This window comes from Legionella tunisiensis, from assembly GCF_000308315.1.
Classification (GTDB): Bacteria; Pseudomonadota; Gammaproteobacteria; order Legionellales; family Legionellaceae; genus Tatlockia; species Tatlockia tunisiensis.
The window spans coordinates 32,355-49,608 of the sequence record NZ_CALJ01000232.1 but is presented as its reverse complement, the minus strand read 5'-3'; the positions used below and the strand labels follow the sequence as shown (position 1 = coordinate 49,608).

The window sequence follows — 17,254 nt, the reverse complement described above, 5'->3', positions numbered from 1 at the left end:
CACCCTGTTGCATAGAGCATATTGATAAGATAATTGAATCGACGACTAGCAAGTTTGTTCGACATGAATTAAGCCGTTCAGAGCGACCTGATCTTGGCAGCGCCAAGATTGTTGTTTCTGGTGGGCGTGGTTTGCAGAGTGCAGAAAATTTAAGTTAATAGAAGAACTTGCTGATGTATTAGGAGCCGCAGTAGGTGCCTCCAGGGCTGCGGTAGATGCGGGTTTTGTTCCTAATGATTATCAGGTTGGTCAAACAGGGAAGGTAGTTGCGCCTAGTTTATATCTCGCTATTGGGATTTCAGGCGCGGTGCAACATCTTGCCGGTATGAAAGATTCCAAAGTTATTGTTGCTATTAACAAGGATGAAGATGCGCCAATTTTCCAAATCGCTAATTATGGATTGGTAGGTGATTTATTTGAATTAGTACCACAACTCATTGAGCAATTAAAGAAGAGCGCTTGAGAATTTCTCCCGGGGAGCTAACGTTGCAGAGAATAGTTCTACTATCTGGGTTTTGAAGTTATTCATCTTGCGCTGGTGGTTTCAGGAATTTATCTGCTTGGATCAAAATTTAAGTAACATTAGAAGGAAAGAGCTATGTTTGTTGGTGTACCAAAAGAAATTAAACCACAGGAAAATCGTGTGGGACTTGTTCCCGGCAGTGTTAAAGAAATCGTGCGTGCTGGTAGCACAGTCTTGGTGGAAAAGGGTGCTGGTTTAGGAATTGGTATCAGCGATGAACAATATCATACAGCTGGTGCTGAAATTGTTGCTACAGCAGATGAGGTATTTGAACGAGCAGAATTGATTGTGAAGGTAAAAGAGCCACAGCCTGTCGAGTGCCGACGTTTGCGCGAGGGACAAACCTTATTTACCTATCTACATTTAGCACCTGATCCGCAGCAAACACGACTACTTAAAGAATCTGGCGCTACAGCAATTGCCTATGAAACAGTGACTCAAAATGATGGTGGGTTACCATTGTTGACCCCTATGTCCCAAGTTGCTGGTCGCATGTCGATTCAGGCGGGTGCTCATTGCCTTGAAATGGCTCAGGGTGGAAGCGGGGTCTTATTAGGTGGGGTGCCAGGTGTCGCTCCTGCGAATGTCGTCGTAATTGGTGGTGGTGTTGTAGGATCGAATGCGGTGAGAATGGCAATGGGTATGGAAGCACGTGTGACAGTCATAGATAAATCATTATCCCGTCTACGAGAACTTGATTTTCAGTTTGGTTCAAAATTAAATACTATTTATGCCACGGTGGAAGCTTTGGAACATTATGTTGCTGAAGCTGATTTAGTGATAGGGGCTGTTCTTGTTCCAGGCGCTTCCGCACCAAAATTAGTAACTCGCACTATGTTAAAAACGATGCGTCCGGGATCAGTCGTAGTTGATGTCGCGATTGACCAAGGTGGATGTTTTGAAACAAGCCGTGCAACTACTCACCATGAGCCTACCTATATGGTAGAAGATGTGGTGCATTATTGTGTAGCCAATATGCCTGGAGCTGTACCACGAACCTCAACATTTGCTTTAAATAATGCAACCTTGTCTTTTGTCATGAGTTTGGTTACTAAAGGTGTGAAATTAGCCTTATTAAGCGATGGTCATTTGTTAAATGGTCTTAATGTGCATAGAGGTATGATCACTTATGAAGCGGTGGCTCGTGAATTAGGCTATGAATATGTAGCTGCTACTGATGCGTTGGCAGGTTAGAACAGTTTACATTTCTACTATCTTGGTGATTATGGCATGATTTCCTGCGCTTCGCTGCTCACATACTAATGTGTATGCTCCGCTGCGATACTCGAACATCATGCCATAATCACTCAAGCTAGCGAAATCTAAACAGTCCTTAATTATCCCTACTATCTTGGCGTTTACGGCGTGATTTCGTCCAATAGCGAATTGGTTCGCAGGGGAGACGCGTCGGGTCAAGAGGCCCCCGACCTACAGAGCTAAAATAAATTTTCTTGTTCTTGTTCTTGATTATCCTGCCCTGCGTCTGGCGAGGCTGTTATGGAATTTGAAGGTGTAGAATCCTCTGCTCCAGGCACCTCATGTTCACGAAAATATTCAATAATAGCATTAGGCTGATTATTTTTCGCAAGTAAGCCCGTTTTTGGATCAATCCGAACAGCAACAATATTTTGTGGTTGAGGTAATTCCCGCTCCGGCATGTTGGCCAAGGCGACTTTCATAAAATCAATCCATAGAGGGAGAGCAAGGTTTGCAGCATATTCGTGCAAGGATTGAGGATTATCAAATCCGACCCAAGTAGTAACAACCAATTCAGTATTAAAGCCAGCAAACCAGGCATCGACCTGATCATTGGTTGTTCCTGTTTTGCCTGCAATATCCTGGCGATTTAATACTTTAGCTGCGCGAGCGGTCCCTTGCTGAACGACACCCTTTAAAGCGGTATTCATTAAGAAGGCGACGTCAGCTGGGATGACTCGTGGTGCCAGTGTGGCTGGATCAGCCTTGTTTGGGTCACAATTGTCACAAACAACTGATGGTTTGGCCTGCAAAAGAATTTTGCCGTCATTGTTGGTGATATGATCGATCAAATAAGGTTCGATTTTATAACCACCGTTGGCAAAAACAGCATAGGCAGCAGTTAAATCCATAGGACTCACCGATAAGCTTCCTAAGGCTAATGATAAAGCTTTCGGAAGATTTTCTTTGTGAAAACCGAAGTGAGTAATAAAATTAATTGCGTAATCAAAACCTATATCATCTAAAACTCGAATAGAGACTAGATTGCGTGAATGAATCAAAGCGTCTTTAAGGCGGGTAGGGCCATTAAAGGTGAGATTCACATTATGCGGGCGCCACAAGTTTGCTTGACTGGGATCATCAACGACTACTGGAGCATCATTTACAAGGGTGGCTAAAGTATAACCTTTATTCAAAGCAGCTGCGTAAATAAAAGGTTTAAAACTTGAGCCGGGTTGCCGCTCAGATTGCGTGGCGCGGTTAAATTTGCTCTTTTGGAAATTAAAGCCGCCTACCAAGGCTTCTATAGCACCGTTATTCGGATTTAAGGCAACAAGTGCTGCTTCTGCTTGTGGGATCTGAGTTAAGTACCATTGCTCATTCTGATAACGCACATAGACAATATCACCAACAGCAACTACTTGTTGAGCGTTAGTTGGAGATTTACCCATCCAGCCATGTTTGAGTGCTGGTCTTGCCCAGGATAAGCCTTCCCAAGGAATAGTAAAGTTATGGCCATATCGGGTAGCGGCAGTCGCTTCTTTTTCACCGACTTCTAATATAACAGCAGGTTGCAGATCATTAACTATCGGGTATCGGGCAAGCAGTTTATGTAAATAATCTGGTGATTGATCATCGACTCCACTGACCTTGGCGACGGGACCGCGGTAGCCATGCCGACGATCATAGGCGAGTAGTGTGTCGGTAACAGCTTTATTCGCTGCAGTTTGTAAGGGACCTTTTATTGTTGTGTACACTTTATAGCCCTTGGTATAGGCTTTAGGACCAAAATGATCGTACAGGGATTGACGAATCATTTCGGCAACGTAAGGAGCGCTCACTTCAATATTTGTACTATGATATTTAGCAGTGATGGGTTGGTTAATTGCTTCTTGATATTGTTTTTCATCAATATATTTTTCTTCTAACAAGCGCTCCAGAACATGATCACGGCGCTTTTTAGCGGCAAGCGGGTTGGCAATGGGATTTTGGGTCGATGGTGCCTGAGGTAAACCTGCAATCATGGCTAATTCGGCCAGATTTAATTCTTTTAAAGTTTTACCATAATAGACCATTGCTGCAGCACCTACTCCATAAGCGCGGTTACCAAGGTATATTTTATTGAGATAGAGTTCCAGGATTTTTTCTTTACTTAATTCACGATCGATTTTGATAGCTAACAAAATCTCATTGAATTTACGTAAAAAGGTTTTTTACGAGTCAAGAAGAAGTTACGGGCTACCTGCATGGTAATCGTACTACCTCCTTGCGATTTCGTACCTGTTTGAATCATACGAACAGTAGCACGTCCTAAACCGAAAATGTCTACACCAGGGTGTTCAAAAAAACGCTGATCTTCAGTCGCTAAGACTGCATGAACCAGTGTTGGAGGAATTTCTTCATAGGTAAGAGGTATACGGCGTTTTTCACCATATTCCTGGATCAGTAAGCCATCTTGCGTATAGACTCGCAGAGGAACTTGCAAATGCACCGTTTTTAGAGAGTCTACATTAGGGAGCTGGCTTTCAAGATACAAGTAAAGCAGAATTGCACACACTAGAAGGAGAAAACAAAGGCTAGTGAGAGCCCATAAGCCTTTACGCCAGAAATATGCAGGTTTTTTCATGAGATAAATAAATAGAATCGAATTTGCCGATTATAGCGCTATTTGAGGATATTTTGCGAATTTTTAGTGAAGAAAACTCCTTCTCATACTACCTTGAGAAGGAGGTAATGATAATGAAATCAGAGAAGTTGTGGAGGCATTGAATCTGGCGTCTCTTTTTAACTGTTAATTGAGGCGTTGTGGGAAGTATAAACGCAGGGTTGGTCAATATGCTCGGTGCAAAAAATGAGGGCCAAGTGCGCCAATTCCTACTAAAGGCCGTTGTGTTATATTTCTTCTCAAAAAGCTATTCGTTGCTATTAAAGACGTCTTTTTTTCACTTGAATGAGTATTTTCGCTGTTTAAGCGTTCAGTTTCTTCCTGGCTACTCTCTCCTCGTTTTAGTAGTCGAGGATGCTCCTCCAGGAGACGCCTATTTTCTTCCACCAACAGGTTTTCTCTTTCTTCAATAATGCGAAATTTTTCTTGTAGTTCGTCAAACGATTCAGCTTTTTTTGTAGAGCTTCTTTTTCACTCTTTGCTAACGCTTCGCTCTGGCTAAGACGTCTATTCTCTTCTTTTAATCTTTGATTCTCTTCTATTAAATGTGGCAGGAGAATGGCTGTGTGATGTTCGTCGACTATATGGTCAAGAAATAATTGAGGATTTTTTAGACTATCGGTGGGAAATACTGATAGCTTTTCTATATCTTCATGCCAATGTTGAATCACTTGCCCGGAACGACAAGTTGATGAATATAAAGTACCGCCATCTATAAAGCCAAAAATTTCTACCGATACGTCACGCTCTTCTTCATTATAACTTACAGAGAGAGAATCTGTTTTATCGATTTTTAGTAAGTTTTTGGTATTAGTAATTAGAGCCAGTAAATGTGTTTTTATACGTTTGAGCTCGGCCTCGCCAAAGGGGGTAGATTTATCAGCAAGGGGCTTTAGTGTATTTAATTCGTAAAGAAAGTAATCAAGCAGTGTACGCCTTGTCACATAGGAAACAGTTGAGTCCCCTATGAGTTGAGCTAAGTCTTCTATTAAATCATCATGTGATTTTTGAAGTAAGCTCTCTTCAGTGTGTCCCTTTAGTCTTTTAGGGTCGGTATAATTGAGCACAACGGTAACGAGAGAATTAACTAAATTTTGCAAACGCGACATAGTAACTCCTTTTAACTGAAATCAGGATACAGAGTTGCATCCCAGATCATCCACTATATTAAAACAATACGATGAGCGCAAGCGTTGGACAAATAGATTAATGGGAGTTAGAACGTTTAATTTTCAGGCCACGTAAAAAGGAATAACAATAAAAATATTCCTTTTTATAAAAGGTTAGATTAGAATCAACAGCGCTATTAAGAATTTTACTAGGATAATTAATTTTCTTAATGCAAGTCCATTTTGAGAACGGAATTCACAGGAAAAATGCAAGTGGTCAGATGGTTCAACCCTAAGCCGAGTTCAATACTCGGAGTCGATATCAGTTCGACTTCAATCAAGTTGCTCGCAATATCACCAAATGCTAATGGAAACTCTTGCGTCGAAGGCTATGGGTATAAATTGTTGCCGGTGATTGAAGGCGAAACAGACCCGATTAAGGAAATCAACGCAGTAAGCGCTGGTCTCAGAGAACTATTATTACAGCATAATTTCTTCGATTATACGGCAGTCATTGCATTACCTGATTCTCTCGTTATTAGCAAAATTATTCAACTCAGTGCAAATTTAGATCATTCCGAGATAGAGGAAGCCGTCCTGATTGAAGCAGACTATTATGTTGCTCATCCACCTAATGAAATTAATGTTGATTTCAAAATACTAGGTCATTGCGGAACAAAGCCCTCGATGCTTGATGTGTTAATGGTTATAGCTAAGACTGAACATGTGGGTCGACGTGTAGAAGCAGTGAAGCGTGCAGGTTTGCAGGTGAAAATTGTTGATGTAGAATCATATGCCATCGGGCGAAGTCTGCAATTGATTACTAAGCAACTTTCATTACGACAGGGCAACATAATTGTTCTAATTAGCATAGGCGCGTCATTAACTCATTTCTTTGTATCTGATAGTAGTAATATCCTATTTACACATGAAGAAATTTTAGGTGAACGGCAATTATTGGAATTAGTTCAAAAACATTATGGTATTCCCTATGAGCAAGCTCGGCACATTGAAGCAGAGGTACTTATTTTACCTGATACTTATGAGAGAAAAATAATTCAGCCGTTTGTAGAAATGTTGTTAGCGGGGATGCAAAAGGTCTGGCAATTTGTTTCATCATTGACTTATCAACCTGTGATTGCACAAATTTTGTTAGCTGGCAATTTGGCAAGTTTGGCAAAGCTTGCAGACAGGCTACAAGAAAAACAACAATTTCAACTCAACTTGTTAATCCTTTGCAATCTCTCATTATTTCAAAAGAGCTAAATTCAGAAATGATCATGAATATTGGCCCATCACTCATGATCGCTTGTGGTTTGGCTTTGAGACAGGATGGCTGAGGGGATGAGCGAAATTAACCTGTTACCTTGGCGAGAACACAAACGGTGCCGAGAAAGAAAGAGAGCTATTATAATTTTTTGGGGTATAGCACTAGGAACAGTGAGCACTACTTTTTCAATGCATGCTTATACAGTATCACTGCTTTCTAAGCAGTCACAACACAGCCAGCAACTAGAGGAGGAAATCACTCAATTTGCCTGTCAAATCCAAGAAATTAATAAATTAGAGGAAGAAAAAAGCGTTTGATCTCACGAATGATAGTCATGCGGCACTTGGCTTTGACTCGTATTTTACTTTTTCATTTATTTAACGAATTAAATAGAGTTATGCCTGATGATGCTTACCTGGCCGGAGTAAAAAAGAGTCACGACACAATTACCTTGGCTGGATATTCGGCGACAAGTCACAGTGTAGTTAGTTTAATACGCAATCTTGAAAAAAAACCTTTTGTCAAAGTGCCAGTATGGATTGAAATTAAAAAAATAGGGTGGAAAAAATAAATGAGTACCATAAATTTACAGTAAATTTTAATCTACAGGTACCTACATGTGCTTACATTTTTCAAAATGAATAAATTTAGAGTGAACCATTTCGCAATAGCGCGTATTAAGCAATGGATAATTGAAATAAACGGTTGGAGGATAATAGGACTCGCTACTTTAATAACAGTTTTTGATTATGTTTTTTTATAAAGCCGAGCTTGCAACAATATAGTCGATTGCAAAATCAAGAAGTTAATTTGAAGATTGAATTCGAAAAGAAACAGCACAAGGCGGCTAGTCTTCAAGTTAGGCGTAAGAACTTAAAAGAGCTGAATAAACAATACCAAAGTCTACTTAAGCAGTTCTCGGCATCAAGAGGTATCGCTGTGCTATTGGAGGAAATTTCTAAAGTAGGCACTGACAATGGACTAGTTTTTGAATTTTTTGCTCCTTTACCAGAAGTAGCTATGGATTTTTATGTTGAATTACCAATCAAGATGACTGTTCGAGGACGTTACGAGCAATTGACCCTCTTTTTAAAGCAAATTGCCCAGTGGGACAAAATTGTGACTATTGATGATTTTGAGTTATTACCTATTTTTGATGAGAAACAAAAGGTTAAAACAGAAATACTGATAATGAAATTAATCGCAACGATTTATAGACCATTATGAAACAAAAAAAGGCTAGTTATTCTACTAATAGCAACATTGGTGAGTGCATGTACTTCTTCTCAGGATAAAGAATTTTTAAAGTACATCAAACAAGTAAAAATAGAATTGTAACTGATTATGCTGGCAGTATTCAGTGTGCGAAGGAAACAACATTTAGATACCCCCTATATCGGCATAGAAAAAGCCCTTTTAAGAAAAAATGGCAAAAAATAAAGGGAAAGAATCACGATTAGCTGGCTCCAGTAGAGAGACATTGAAATTTGTAGGATTACTAAAAAATAAAGCAAATAAATGGGCATTATTTGCTCATAAAAATGGTGAAATAACTTATAGCAAATTAGGTGAGGAGCCAGGTATTGGCTATGGGAAAATAATTAAGATAGGGGAAAGATCGTTAACACTAAAAAAACGATCTCAACGAGGGGAAAGCGACATAAAAATATCATTTATTACACGTTAAATTTGCATAACTAGGAGCATGGATTGCATATAATTGTTCTGTTTTTTCTTGTTTGATTCGATTGGGGGGTATCTATTTGCTCAAGGCAATGGGCTCAATGTTCGTTCTCCAGATAAAAATGGCAGGCTATTTTTACAGCAAGAAAGAGAGTTATTAGCATTTAATAACCCCTTCTTTAATACTGCTGTCAAGAAAACTAGTTTTGGGAAAAAGAGATATATTGGTAAATCTATCTCTTTAAATTTTCAGAATATTCAGGTACGGTCTGTTCTTCAGTTGTTGGCTGAATTTACTGGAATGGATCTGGTAGTCAGTGATAAAGTAACCGGTAATATCACACTTCGTTTAAATGATATTCCCTGGGATCAGGCTTTGGATATTATTCTTACAACACGAGCTTTAGGTAAGAGAATTGTTGGCAAGGTTATGTTGATAGCTCCTGTTGAAGAAATAAATGAACATGAGAAAAAGGAGTTACAAGCTGAGATAGATCTAATAAATTTAGGCCCCATACGATCAGATTTATTACAGATTAACTATGCAAAGGCAGCTGATATTGCTGCTGTATTACAAGACAAAAATATAGCGCTTCTGTCTGCTAGAGGTGGATTAACGGTCGATACAAGAACCAACACAATCTGGATAAGAGATAATCAGGCTCAAATAGAAGAAATAAAACGGGTAGTTAGACAACTCGATATTCCAGTCAAGCAGGTGCTAATTGAGGCACGGATTGTTAATGTAACTAAAGATTTTGCTCAGGAGTTAGGCTTGCATTTCAGTGCATTGAAACCAGCCTGCTTAAAGAATAGGACAGGTTGTACTGAGCAGCTATTAAAAAACGCAGTTTCAGGTGATAAAATTGGATTTGCTGAGCGTTTAAATCTTGATCTTGCAGTTATGCCAATCACGGCATCACCTGCTTCAATTGGTATTGCTTTAGCCAAGTTAGATAATGGGGTTCTTCTTGATTTGGAACTTTCTGCACTTGAAAGTGAAGGGCGAGGAGAAATAATATCAAGCCCCCGTCTTCTAACAACAGATCAGCAGGCTGCTTTTATAGAGTCGGGGGAGGAGGTTCCTTATCAGGAGGCAACTTCCAGTGGTGGAACAACTGTTGCTTTTAAAAAAGCTGTATTAAGCTTGAAGGTAACACCGCAAATTACGCCCGCCAGCAAAATTTTGATGGATTTACAAATCAATCAAAACACGTTGTCGACTAAAGTATTTAATGGTGTACCTGCTATATTGACTAAGGAAGTGCATACAAATGTATTGGTTAATAACGGTCAAACTATTGTTTTAGGAGGAATTTACAAGCGGGATAAAAATAACATAATTAATCGTGTTCCTTTTCTAGGGAGGCTCCCGTTGATTGGTGTGTTATTTAAAAATCAATCAGCTATGATTAAAAATGAGGAGTTGCTCATTTTCATTACTCCTAGGATAATAAGCAACAACTTGGCGATAACAGCTGATAAGGAACGGTTACATAGATTTGTAGCAAGGATTGGATCAGATAAGTTCGGTAAGCGAGTAGGAACAATTCCCTAAGAATCTTTTTTGGGGAGTGCTATGTTAAATTAAACAGAGAATGCACTTTATTCTCGTGTTCAGCTGAAGGGGTATGTAATTAAAAATGAGCATAGTTAAAGTACGAAATATATTTCTAATAGGGCCAATGGGAGCAGGTAAGAGTACGATTGGCCGTACTTTGGCAAAGGAGCTCAAACTTGAGTTCTATGATTCTGACGAAGTGATAGAGGAGCGTGCAGGAGCCGATATTTCTTGGATCTTTGATATCGAAGGGGAAGAAGGATTTCGTCGTCGTGAACAAAAAGTAATAGATGAGTTGACGCAAAAAAGCAATATTGTTTTGGCCACTGGCGGTGGTGTAGTTATGACACCAGAAAATCGTAATGCTTTGGCAGGCCGTGGCACGGTTATTTATTTGAAAACTTCTTTACAACAACAGTATGAGCGAACAAAGCGTGATACCAAGCGTCCTTTATTGCAAACAGATGATTTGGAGGGGCGTTTAGAATCGTTACGTGATGAGCGCGAACCTTATTATGATGAACTTGCTGATATCAGTTTTGAAACGGACAAATTAACAGTTAAAGCCGTAGCAAATAACATTATCAAATATATCTATGGCGAAGTTTGATTTATATCAGGAGTTGGTTATTCGGTTACCTGCCTATGAATATCCAATTATTATCGGACGAAATATTCTGACTGATAAAGAGGTTTTGCGCCGTTATATTCCCGGTAAACAGGTGCTTGTAGTAACAAATACTACGGTTGCACCGCTTTATCTTGATTACCTCCAATTGGCACTTGCTGATAAACAGTGTGATGTGGTGATTCTCAATGATGGCGAGGAGTTCAAAAATCAACAGAGTTTATTTGCTATTTATGACACACTGATTGCCAAACAACATCATCGTGACACCACACTAATAGCTTTGGGCGGAGGTGTTATCGGAGATATGACTGGTTTTGCAGCAGCCACCTATCAGCGCGGTGTGGATTTTTTACAGATCCCAACAACATTGCTCGCTCAAGTTGATGCTTCTATTGGAGGTAAAACGGCTATCAATCATCCGTTAGCAAAAAATATGATTGGCAGTTTTCATCAGCCCAAAGCGGTCATCATGGATTTAGAGACGTTACAAACTCTTCCTGAACGTGAGTTTTGTGCAGGGCTTGCTGAAGTAATTAAGCATGCCTTATTAGCTGGTGGAGAATTTTTTGAGCTCATCTATAGTGCTTTGCAAGAAGATCTTGATCTAAGGGAGTCAAAAAATTACCGGAAATTATTAGCCATTGTTGTCAAATAAAAGCCAAATTTGTGCAAGAAGATGAGCGTGAACAGGGGAGGCGGGCTCTATTAAATCTTGGCCATACCTTTGCCCATGCTTTGGAGGCTTATTCTCAATATAGCCGTTGGTTACATGGTGAAGCAGTAGCAATTGGTCTTTATTGTGCAGCTTTATTATCATACTATCATGCTGGTCTGGATGAAAAATCCTTGCTTTTAGTCGATAACCTGTTAACTATGGCTAAATTACCAAACAGGATTCCAAGCGATATTGATCTAAATGATTTACGTAACTTAATGTCACAAGACAAAAAAGTAAAAACAAGAACTTACGCTTCATACTTATGAAAGCAATAGGAAACTGTTACATCGAAGACTGTGTACCAGAAAATCTTTTGTATTCAACGTTACAAAGCGCGGTTTAAGGAGATTAGGCAATGCATAACGAGGCAATCGAATCAGGTAATCAGGATGAGAACCCACGTGCCAAACATGTTTTTAAACCCAGTTCTTGGCTGACTAAAATTGATTTTATCAATCATTTGGTATTATTTAATAACAAGATGTTAACCGTTTTAGCGGAACAGGGCGGGGGGAAAACAACTTTTATTAGTTTGTTGCAAGCGGGTCTTGATACTTCAATCAAATCACATGTTGTAACCGCTACAGCGCCTTTCTCGCAAGCAGATTTTTTAATCCAGTTGGCTGCTATTTTTCATTTGCGGGATGATGCCGAGCCGACTATTGCTAATATTTTGCATCAAATTAATGAACGTAAAGCGCATGTTTTAGTGATAATTGATGAAGCGCATCATATACCAGATATTCTATTGCAGGATATCTTAATAGCTTTACAGCAGCAAAAAGAAAATAATTTCTTTCATTTTTGTTTAGTCTCAGATTTTTCTATCATAGCCAGTTTAAACAAATTGAAAGCCGATTCGTTTGAGGCGTTGATTCATACTTTAGAACCTGGCGTGTTGACAGAAAGTGAGATGAAAACCTATCTGTTGCATGCTTTACCTGCACCAAAGCGATTGGATAAAACAATGACTGATAAGCGTTTAGGACAATTCTATCAGTTAACAGGAGGCAATATCGCCCGGATTAATAGTCAAATGGTAAGCTATTTTTGCCCTAGGTCATTGAAAGCGGGCGTGCAGCAAAAATCATTTGCAAAACGTCTGAATATCGCAACAAGTATGGTAGTTGTTGTCTTGGCATCTGTTTATCTCTGGCAACATCAACATTTGGTATCGCCAGACAAACTCTTGCCCCCAGAACAAGATCTCCCCGAACCAGTTACAGTGATTAGCGAAGAGCCTTTGTCGTCAGTAGTGCCTGCTGTGCCTCAGATTCAGCAGGAGCCCGAGCTAGTTAGTGAAATGCCTGTTATTCGGCAACAAGAATTGGTCAGTAAAATCCCTGCTTGGTATATTGCAGCAGAGGTTCAGCCAGTTCAGCCACCTCCTCTAAAGAGAATAACAAATATAGTGCTTGATGACGATGAAGGAAATGATGACTCCCTCGTGGTTATGGATAGAGTTGTAGTTATACCTAAAACCTTACAAAAGCAGTCTTTAACTGGTATTGAGAGAGGAAATCCGGCGACCAGGGAAAATATTTCTGATACCGAACTTAAGCAAAGAATTGCTCAATCAGTAACGGAAAACGGAAAGGTAATAAAAGATAAGGCTGTAAAAGAGCAATATACTATTCAATTGCAATCTAGCCAAAACCAGGATGATTTGAAACGCTTTATACGTAGCCATCATATCGAGCTTCATGCAGCAATACGGCTAACTAAGCGTCAGGGTATGGATTGGTATGTGTTGACTCTTGGTGAATATGATCAATTTGCTCAAGCGAAAGTTGTGGTCAATAATTTACCCGCCGAATTGGTACGATTTAAACCTTGGATTCGTTCTTTATCAGGCCTCAAAGCACTAGGTTAGGTTGTCTTATAAGATGAAGCGGTTTACTTTTAACAGTACGCCGCTTTGCCCAACTAAGATAACCAGCAATCGCCATGGTTGTGTATAGCAACATTAATAAACAATGAAAAGGTAATCCCTTCTGTAAATACATGTAGGCATATAGTACGTCGGTAAAAAACCAAAGGATCCAGGTTGCAATAGCTCTATAACACATGAGTCCCTGTGCTACCAGACTTAAGGACGTTGTTAGGGCGTCCAATATTGCGACGTTTGAATGAGTAAAGGTTAGCAGCAATTTGACAATAATAATGTAGAGTATGCTAACTATGGCTCCAACTAGCAACCATTGTTTTAGCGAAACTTGGAGAATGAACGGCTTATTCTCTTTTGAGGGTAAACGCCATAAGTACCAGCCATAACATGTACTAAAGAAATAAAATGCTTCAAGCAGCATATCGGCATAAATACCTTTTTGCCAATATAACCAACCATTTAAGCAAGTGGCTAATAAAGTGGTTAACCAAGCTTTACTATCCAGACGGATAAAAAAGTAGGTGGATAATAGTGAGACAAATGCACCAAATAAATCTAACAACATTAACAATCCCTACGACGGCATGACCCGACAGGTTCGATGGGTATGATCTCAGTCTCACACTAGATTTCTTTAAAAACTCGTTGCGATGTGTGTAGTCCGGGGAGGATAAGGATTACCACGGCAGTAAAGTTTGATAAAAATAGTGAGGACACCCCTAATTTTTAAATAATCCTGCAAACTATTGAGTTGGAGCTTGTTTTTAACTCTTAAGTTGGCTTACACGAGATAGCGATTTTATAGTAAACTGATTCTTATGGGAAATTAAAAATTTTTCTGCTAGTCTTTAGTATCCAGATGTGGCCAAGGAGAGAATCATGTACAAAAGGGTGTTATTCGCAACAGATTTCGATGAAGTTGGAGTGAGAGCGGCGCATAAGGCAAAAAAATTGCTGATGAGAACGGCGCTGATTTGCTTCTTGTTCATGTCGTTGAACCAATTCCTGCCTATGCTTACCCAGGTTTTGCTGGTTTTGCAGAAGTAGAGGTCTCAATCCGTGAGCAAGCAGAAAAAGAGTTAGCGGTTTTAGCTAAGAAATTAGGCGTGGATAGTGCGCATTGCATGATTGAATTTGGTTCTACCAAGAATGAAATTTTACGTGTGGCTAAAGAAAAGAAAATTGATTTAATTGTGACTGGTAGCCACGGTAAACATGGCCTTGCTCTATTGTTAGGTTCAACGGCAAATGCCATTCTGCATGGTGCAGAGTGCGATGTATTGATTGTACGTCCTCAAGTAGAGCACTCTTAGTCCCTAGTTACGCTAATTTTTATTGCTTACTGTGACATGTATCAGACCTAGCCTTGATAGGCTAGGTTGCCAAGCGCATTTAAGCCAATCCTTCCTCTTTAAGTGATTTCATAATTGATTCTTTATTACGAAGTTCTTGAAAGTAGTGGGACAAATGTGAGTATCCGGAGAGATCGATCTTAAAATTAGTAGACCACATAAGCATCACAAAGAGATAGGCATCAGGTAGAGTGAACTGATTTCCTGTTAAATAACGATGTTTAGACAATTGCTTATCGAGAAATTCGAATTTTTGTTTAATGATGGGTATATAAATTTTATCTTTTAATTCCTGTGTAATAGCTGAATTAAAAAGGGCGCCAAAACTTTTATGTAACTCTGTGGTTATATAATTTGACCAGCTAAGTACTTGATAACGATTAATATCTCCGAGTGGTGGACATAATTTATTCGCCTTATGTTCATCAACAAGATATTGCTGGATAACCAAATTTTCAGTAATAATTTGACCATTATCCAGTTGTAGTGCAGGAACAGCTCCTTTCGGATTGATAGCTAAATAATCTTTATTATCTTCTGTTCTTTTTGTTTTGAGATCGACAGATACATAATCACATTTAAGACCGATTTCATTGATAATGATGCGTATGACCATCGAACAGGCGCCTCGTGCAAAAAATAATTTCATGCTTCATCCTTTGTAGATTAATTTGCCCTACATTTGTAACGCGCTCTGAATAGAACTACAAGTCCATTTCTATTATCTTGTTAAAGTCGACTGGCTATATGGATTTTTTGGGATGAGCGTTCGTCAAGAAAAAAGTAGCAGCGAGCAAAATAAAATAAACAAGTCCAATTGCTGCACAATAAAGACCAAAGACATTATTATTATGAGAGCTGTATAAATAATTAGCTATCTCTATACCAATTGCCTGGATACACATACCAATCATGCTCATTAATGCCGAAGTGGTTCCTTTACTCACTGGTGTGGAGAAAAGGATGAAGCGATTCATGGGTGCTCCCGTAACACCTAAAGCAAAAAATAAATAATAAGGCCGGGCATTAACCATATAAAATAATGACCAAATAGAAAAGGTAAAACAGAAGTGATGACGAGGCCGATGCCTATAATGACTGAGCCAATCAGTAGTATTTTCTCTACAGAGTAACGATGAGTTAATTTTTGCAAATACCAGTTGCCAACAATAGATGCACCAAATACAGGCATTTGCCATATACCATATTGGATAACGGATAATTTTGCATCGGCAATTAAAATAACAGGAGCTAAAGCAATCCAAGCAAGACAAGGTAGACCCATAAGTCCAAGAGCAATTGAGCCTAGCATAAACGGTGAGTTTATCATCAGATTTTTATAGTTTACAGCGATTACACGTGGTGATAGTGAGATGCGCTTGATTTTTTCTCCATCCGATTTTGTTTGCCCAACAGGTTCAGGCATGAACCGCCAAAGCCCCCCAAAAGGCTACGAGAGCGAAAATGCCAATAATAATAAAAATAAACCGCCAACTAAAAAAATGAATGAAGGTAGCTCCTAAAAGGGGACCTAATAATGGAGCAGCTATAGAGACATTGGCCATAATGGCGATTAAACGTATGGCATCCATTTCAGCAAAAATTTCTTGTAAAGTGGCATAGCCAATAACACCGATAAAACACAAACCCATGCCTTGGAAGAAACGGGCAATAAGAAATTGATCGATTGAGTTTGAACAAGCAATCAATAAGGTACAAAGGAAGAAAAAGAGTGCTCCTGCAAGCATGATTGGGCGTCGTCCGTATCGATCTGAGATAGGACCCAAGAATAATTGTAAACTGGCACCACCTAACATATAGGCTGTTAGCGAAGTAGCAACCGCAGACTCTGGACCATGAAATGATTCAATGACTTTGATCATTCCTGGCATGATCATATCGTTCGCAATATAGGTTAAAAATTCATATAAAACTAAAAAAGCGGCAAAAACCAAGGCTTGCTTTCTGGTTATATTAATTAAAGGTTGAGCCATGGTAGTCTCTAAAAATTAATAAATAATGTGAGTTAAGAACAAGGGTTGAAATTTTTATTATAGCAATGCTTAAATAATACGCACTTAAAATTTCGTAGAACTACGATTTAGCTCCAGATAATGTTCTCAATTTTTGAAACTGGATATCGCAGGCAAGCCTGCGATATCCAGTAGTTCCATTTCATTCCAACCTGCCGTGACTTGTTCCTGAGAGATAGATTCAAAATATAATACAACTTATTGAAAATAAATTATATTGTATATTTCCTTCTTAGGAGTTACGCTTCGCGCGTTATTGAGTTAATCATAAACCATAGTGGAACAGCCTTGATTAATTTCTTCTGTTGTTAATGTTTTATGTTCTGCTTGTGTATGAAGCTCATAATTTCTCTGGTTACCAACCAAGGAAATTTGCCTTAAATCTAGTTTAGTAATAATAGCCATCATGGTTGTGTTATTAATTTTACCTTGTTTTCTAAGTAAACGTAATTCTTGCCGAGCTCCTTCCAAGCCTGCGAGGCGGAGCTCTTCTTCAAAAGTTAAAGCCATTATATTAATCATTTTCTCAGTTTCGGTTCCAATATTTGAAGCGATGAATTGATTTAGTTTGGCTATTAATGAGTTACCAACCTGTGTGCAGATCGCAGCATCTTGTTCGTTCAT

The 17,254-nt window shown here is 39.1% G+C and carries 12 protein-coding genes and 6 pseudogenes; 12 read left to right on the top strand and 6 right to left on the bottom strand.

Annotated elements, in window-relative coordinates; genetic code table 11:
* Positions 1-463, top strand: a pseudogene (locus BN58_RS25630) (electron transfer flavoprotein subunit alpha/FixB family protein); the annotation flags it as partial.
* Positions 464-598: 135 nt separating this feature from the next.
* Positions 599-1,717 (top strand): alanine dehydrogenase, encoded by a 1,119-nt coding sequence (gene ald, locus BN58_RS14005; protein WP_019217365.1) that lies wholly within the window; start codon positions 599-601, stop codon positions 1,715-1,717.
* Positions 1,718-1,959: 242 nt separating this feature from the next.
* Here ald and BN58_RS25625 read toward each other — a convergent pair.
* Positions 1,960-4,346, bottom strand: a pseudogene (locus BN58_RS25625) (penicillin-binding protein 1A).
* Between the two features lie 380 nt (positions 4,347-4,726).
* Positions 4,727-5,494, bottom strand: a complete 768-nt coding sequence (locus tag BN58_RS13995; RefSeq protein ID WP_019217364.1) for a hypothetical protein — start codon at positions 5,492-5,494, stop codon at positions 4,727-4,729.
* A 267-nt stretch (positions 5,495-5,761) separates the two neighbouring features.
* Here BN58_RS13995 and pilM point away from each other — a divergent pair.
* The 9 genes and pseudogenes from pilM to BN58_RS28770 all read left to right on the top strand — a co-directional run bounded on the left by pilM (position 5,762) and on the right by BN58_RS28770 (position 13,230).
* Positions 5,762-6,834 (top strand): annotated as a pseudogene (pilM, locus tag BN58_RS25620) (type IV pilus assembly protein PilM).
* Positions 6,835-6,838: 4 nt separating this feature from the next.
* The gene (locus BN58_RS28775; RefSeq protein ID WP_156812534.1) at positions 6,839-7,081 is read left to right on the top strand and encodes a PilN domain-containing protein; all 243 of its coding nucleotides are present in this window, start codon (positions 6,839-6,841) and stop codon (positions 7,079-7,081) included.
* Positions 7,082-7,098: 17 nt separating this feature from the next.
* Complete coding sequence (locus BN58_RS25615; RefSeq protein WP_019217362.1) at positions 7,099-7,335, top strand: PilN domain-containing protein; 237 nt, start codon at positions 7,099-7,101, stop codon at positions 7,333-7,335.
* A 200-nt stretch (positions 7,336-7,535) separates the two neighbouring features.
* Positions 7,536-7,991, top strand: coding sequence for a type IV pilus inner membrane component PilO (locus BN58_RS25610; RefSeq protein WP_019217361.1), 456 nt, complete (start codon positions 7,536-7,538; stop codon positions 7,989-7,991).
* 199 nt (positions 7,992-8,190) lie between these two features.
* Positions 8,191-8,451, top strand: a complete 261-nt coding sequence (locus BN58_RS13970; RefSeq protein ID WP_019217360.1) for a pilus assembly protein PilP — start codon at positions 8,191-8,193, stop codon at positions 8,449-8,451.
* 48 nt (positions 8,452-8,499) lie between these two features.
* Positions 8,500-10,005: a type IV pilus secretin PilQ gene (locus tag BN58_RS25605; protein ID WP_019217359.1), complete on the top strand. Its 1,506-nt coding sequence runs from the start codon at positions 8,500-8,502 to the stop codon at positions 10,003-10,005.
* An 85-nt stretch (positions 10,006-10,090) separates the two neighbouring features.
* On the top strand, positions 10,091-10,618 hold the full coding sequence (gene aroK / locus BN58_RS13960) for a shikimate kinase AroK (protein WP_040916570.1): 528 nt from the start codon (positions 10,091-10,093) through the stop codon (positions 10,616-10,618).
* Positions 10,605-11,700: pseudogene (aroB, locus tag BN58_RS25600) on the top strand (3-dehydroquinate synthase). Before aroK ends, aroB begins: the two are co-directional and overlap by 14 nt.
* Before the next feature lie 12 nt (positions 11,701-11,712).
* On the top strand, positions 11,713-13,230 hold the full coding sequence (locus BN58_RS28770; RefSeq protein ID WP_019217357.1) for an AAA family ATPase: 1,518 nt from the start codon (positions 11,713-11,715) through the stop codon (positions 13,228-13,230).
* On the opposite strand, the gene pnuC is transcribed toward BN58_RS28770, so the two are convergent.
* A complete protein-coding gene (pnuC, locus tag BN58_RS25590; protein WP_019217356.1) occupies positions 13,214-13,810 on the bottom strand; it encodes a nicotinamide riboside transporter PnuC in 597 nt (198 codons plus the stop codon). The genes BN58_RS28770 and pnuC overlap by 17 nt on opposite strands.
* 314 nt (positions 13,811-14,124) lie before the next feature.
* On the opposite strand from pnuC, the pseudogene BN58_RS25585 reads away from it, so the two are divergent.
* Positions 14,125-14,558, top strand: a pseudogene (locus tag BN58_RS25585) (universal stress protein).
* Between the two features lie 79 nt (positions 14,559-14,637).
* Here the strand turns inward: BN58_RS25585 and gstA are convergent.
* The 3 genes and pseudogenes from gstA to BN58_RS34545 form a co-directional block, all read right to left on the bottom strand.
* Positions 14,638-15,246: a glutathione transferase GstA gene (gstA, locus tag BN58_RS13935; protein ID WP_019217354.1), complete on the bottom strand. Its 609-nt coding sequence runs from the start codon at positions 15,244-15,246 to the stop codon at positions 14,638-14,640.
* A gap of 94 nt (positions 15,247-15,340) precedes the next feature.
* A pseudogene (locus BN58_RS37105) lies at positions 15,341-16,591 on the bottom strand (MFS transporter).
* Positions 16,592-16,891: 300 nt separating this feature from the next.
* Positions 16,892-17,254: a hypothetical protein gene (locus BN58_RS34545; protein ID WP_232220640.1), complete on the bottom strand. Its 363-nt coding sequence runs from the start codon at positions 17,252-17,254 to the stop codon at positions 16,892-16,894.

Excerpts from the sequence above, each read along its gene's own strand:
- BN58_RS28770 (WP_019217357.1), top strand. The coding sequence starts at position 11,713 with ATGCATAACGAGGCAATCGAATCAGGTAATCAGGATGAGAACCCACGT.
- pnuC (WP_019217356.1), bottom strand. The coding sequence starts at position 13,810 with ATGTTGTTAGATTTATTTGGTGCATTTGTCTCACTATTATCCACCTAC.
- BN58_RS28775 (WP_156812534.1), top strand. The coding sequence starts at position 6,839 with ATGAGCGAAATTAACCTGTTACCTTGGCGAGAACACAAACGGTGCCGA.
- BN58_RS25615 (WP_019217362.1), top strand. The coding sequence starts at position 7,099 with ATGCGGCACTTGGCTTTGACTCGTATTTTACTTTTTCATTTATTTAAC.
- aroK (WP_040916570.1), top strand. The coding sequence starts at position 10,091 with ATGAGCATAGTTAAAGTACGAAATATATTTCTAATAGGGCCAATGGGA.
- ald (WP_019217365.1), top strand. The coding sequence starts at position 599 with ATGTTTGTTGGTGTACCAAAAGAAATTAAACCACAGGAAAATCGTGTG.
- BN58_RS34545 (WP_232220640.1), bottom strand. The coding sequence starts at position 17,254 with ATGAACGAACAAGATGCTGCGATCTGCACACAGGTTGGTAACTCATTA.
- gstA (WP_019217354.1), bottom strand. The coding sequence starts at position 15,246 with ATGAAATTATTTTTTGCACGAGGCGCCTGTTCGATGGTCATACGCATC.
- BN58_RS13995 (WP_019217364.1), bottom strand. The coding sequence starts at position 5,494 with ATGTCGCGTTTGCAAAATTTAGTTAATTCTCTCGTTACCGTTGTGCTC.
- BN58_RS13970 (WP_019217360.1), top strand. The coding sequence starts at position 8,191 with ATGGCAAAAAATAAAGGGAAAGAATCACGATTAGCTGGCTCCAGTAGA.